Genomic DNA, 3,262 nt, shown 5'->3' with positions numbered 1-3,262 from the left:
CCTGGGTGGTGGGGGGTATATATTTTCCGTCTTGGCCCGGGTGCCCCGGCTGCTGCCCGAAAAGCACCGGGGGGGGGTGCCCCGGCCGGCAACCCCCAGCCGCTCTGCGTTCTACAGGTACTGCCCGGTGTTCGCCACCGTGTCGATGGACCGACCGGTGTCCGCGCCCTGCTTTCCGGTGACGAGTGTGCGGATGAAGACGATCCGCTCACCCTTCTTGCCGGAGATCCTGGCCCAGTCGTCCGGGTTGGTGGTGTTCGGCAGGTCCTCGTTCTCCTTGAACTCGTCCACGCATGCCTGGAGGAGGTGGGAGACGCGAAGGCCCTTCTGGCCTTGGTCGAGGAAGGCCTTGATGGCCATCTTCTTGGCCCGGTCGACGATGTTCTGGATCATCGCGCCGGAGTTGAAGTCCTTGAAGTACAGGACCTCCTTGTCGCCGTTGGCGTACGTGACCTCGAGGAAGCGGTTCTCCTCGGACTCGGTGTACATCCGCTCGACGACCGACTGGATCATGGCGTGGGCGGCGGCTTCCTTCGAGCCGGTGTGCTCGGCCAGGTCGTCCGCGTGCAGGGGCAGCGAAGGCGTGAGGTACTTCGCGAAGATGTCCTTCGCGGCCTCCGCGTCCGGACGCTCGATCTTGATCTTCACATCGAGGCGGCCGGGTCGCAGGATCGCGGGGTCGATCATGTCCTCGCGGTTGGAGGCGCCGATGACGATGACGTTCTCCAGGCCCTCGACACCGTCGATCTCGGCGAGCAGCTGGGGGACGATGGTGTTCTCCACGTCCGAGCTGACGCCGGATCCGCGGGTACGGAAGAGCGACTCCATCTCGTCGAAGAAGACGATGACGGGGGTACCCTCGCTCGCCTTCTCGCGGGCACGCTGGAAGACCAGGCGGATGTGCCGCTCGGTCTCGCCGACGTACTTGTTGAGGAGTTCCGGACCCTTGATGTTGAGGAAGTAGCTCTTTCCGGCCGGCTGGCCGGTGACTTCGGCGACCTTCTTCGCGAGGGAGTTGGCGACGGCCTTGGCAATGAGTGTCTTGCCGCAGCCGGGCGGGCCGTAGAGCAGGATGCCCTTCGGTGGCCGCAGCTCGTGCTCCTTGAAGAGGTCTGGGTGCAGGTAGGGGAGCTCGACCGCGTCACGGATCAGCTCGATCTGGTCGCCCAGTCCACCGATCTTGTTGTAGTCGATGTCCGGGACTTCTTCGAGGACGAGCTCTTCGACCTCGCTCTTGGGAACGACTTCGTAGACGTAGCCGGACCTGGGTTCGAGCAGCAGGGCGTCGCCGGGGCGGATGGTGATGTCCAGCAGGGGCTCGGCGAGCCGCACCACCCGTTCCTCGTCGGTGTGCCCGATCACCAGGGCACGTTCGCCGTCCTCAAGGATTTCCTTGAGGGTGACGATGTCCCCGGCCCGCTCGAACTCCATGGCGTCGACCACGTTGAGCGCTTCGTTGAGCATGACTTCCTGGCCGCGCCGGAGGTCCTCGAGCTCAACGCTTGGGCTGATGTTCACCCGGAGCTTGCGGCCCCCGGTGAAGATGTCGCAGGTGCCGTCCTCGTTGCCCTGCAGGAACACACCGAAACCGGCCGGTGGCTGTGCCAGCCGGTCGACCTCCTCCTTGAGGGCCACGATCTGGTCGCGGGCCTCTCGGAGTGTGTTGGCGAGCCGCTCGTTCTGGGCGGACACGCCTGCAAGGTTGGTCTGGAACTCGACGATCCGCTCTTCGAGAATCCTCGTATGGCGCGGAGAGTCGGCGAGCTTACGTCGCAGGACGGCGATTTCCTGCTCAAGATAGGCGACCTGGCCGGCTGGGTCATCGGACCCCCGCCCGGGCCGGATGCCGCGGTTGTTGTCGTCGTCGTGGGCTGCCACGGTCCTCACCTCCTCCAAGGGGAGCTGGACGCTTCCTGACCCTACCTGGGTGGGTGATGATTGAAACCCCTAGATCACAAAGACTGCGGGGTGTGTCCGATCTTCACCCTTGCGCTCTCCCTCGTGTGAGGGGAATACCCACCCTTCAACATCGGAAAGCGGCCGGTTGTATCGTCGAAGTGTTCAACACCCGTCAGGGCTGGCTTTTTTTGGTTCGGATACGCAGGAAACGGCAGGCGAAATGACCGCGCAGCAGGACGCTCCCACCGGTGGCGAGGCTCAGGACCTGGAGGTCTGGATCGACCAGGACCTCTGCACGGGTGACGGCATCTGTGTGCAGTACGCGCCCGAGGTCTTCGAGCTGGACATCGACGGGCTCGCGTATGTGAAGAGCGACGCGGACGAGCTGTTGCAGGACAAGGGGGCGACCACCCCGGTGCCGCTGCCGCTCCTCCAGGACGTCGTCGACTCGGCCAAGGAGTGCCCGGGCGACTGCATTCATGTACGACGCGTTTCGGACAGCGTCGAGGTGTTCGGGCCCGAGGCCGCCTGACCCTCCGGCTCGGGGGGCGCGGCGGCTGCGCCGGACGACCGGTCAGGCGCTTCCGTCCGCCGCGTCGCTCGACTGGCTCGTCCGTACGAAGGCGCCGTTCTGCCACTGCCAGGTGACCTTCTCCTGCTGGTCGGGGCAGCAGGACGGGACCGAGGGCGATGAGTAGCCGAGGAGGGTGGCCGAGACGACACGGTCACGCACGGTGAAGTCACCCACGCTCAGCTTCAGGCCGGGGTCCACGAGGGTCGCGACGATTCTCGGTGCGGCCCCGCTCGCCTGTGTGAGGACGTAGACGCCGCTGGGCGGGGTACCGGATCCGGCCGCGCAGTGGACCACCGCGACGGTCTCCGGCCGGCCGTCGCCGTCGAGGTCTCCCGGGGCCTGTTTGGCGACCGTGCTGCCGACGCTGCCGCATTGCAGCGGGAACGCCGCACGCTCGGGGTCCGGCGGCGCGACGGTCTCCGAGCCGTGCTGCACGACGGTCCGGTGGGGCGCTGTGGAGGCCGATGCCGCCGTGTCGGGCTGGAGCAGGCCTGCTGCCGCGACGACGGCGGCCATGGCCGCGGCTGTGGCGAGCCAGTGCATCGTCGTCGTGTCGGTGTGCGCGAGGTCCGGGAGCGCGGAGGTCTGCACGCGGGATGTCTCCTGTGGTTCCTGTGGTGCGGAATGCCTCGATGGGCAGTGCCGTCGGCGGGGCGTCGGCGGCGGGGTGTGGGTGGCCAGCATCGTGCCACACCTCACACGGCAGTGGAACGGTGGGGTCGCGGCGGATCGGGCCCGGTCACCGTGGACTCCGGGCAACGAAAAGGCGCCGCCGCCGAGTTCCCGGGT

General features: G+C 66.9%; 3 protein-coding genes. 1 reads left to right on the top strand and 2 read right to left on the bottom strand.

The features are described from left to right. Positions 1 to 111: 111 nt before the first annotated feature. Complete coding sequence (gene arc, locus ACFVJX_RS34385) at positions 112 to 1,878, bottom strand: proteasome ATPase (RefSeq protein ID WP_384136262.1); 1,767 nt, start codon at positions 1,876 to 1,878, stop codon at positions 112 to 114. A 241-nt stretch (positions 1,879 to 2,119) separates the two neighbouring features. Between arc and ACFVJX_RS34380 the strand changes: the two genes are divergently transcribed. Beyond that, positions 2,120 to 2,431 (top strand): ferredoxin, encoded by a 312-nt coding sequence (locus ACFVJX_RS34380; RefSeq protein ID WP_384136264.1) that lies wholly within the window; start codon positions 2,120 to 2,122, stop codon positions 2,429 to 2,431. Between the two features lie 42 nt (positions 2,432 to 2,473). Here ACFVJX_RS34380 and ACFVJX_RS34375 read toward each other — a convergent pair whose 3' ends face one another. After that, positions 2,474 to 3,064: a hypothetical protein gene (locus ACFVJX_RS34375; protein WP_384136266.1), complete on the bottom strand. Its 591-nt coding sequence runs from the start codon at positions 3,062 to 3,064 to the stop codon at positions 2,474 to 2,476. Positions 3,065 to 3,262 lie beyond the last annotated feature (198 nt).

Origin of the sequence: Streptomyces sp. NPDC127177, assembly GCF_042672475.1 — a bacterium.
Lineage (GTDB): Bacteria > Actinomycetota > Actinomycetes > Streptomycetales > Streptomycetaceae > Streptomyces.
The sequence above is the reverse complement of the archived record's forward strand: the minus strand, read 5'-3'. Positions and strand labels throughout refer to the sequence as shown.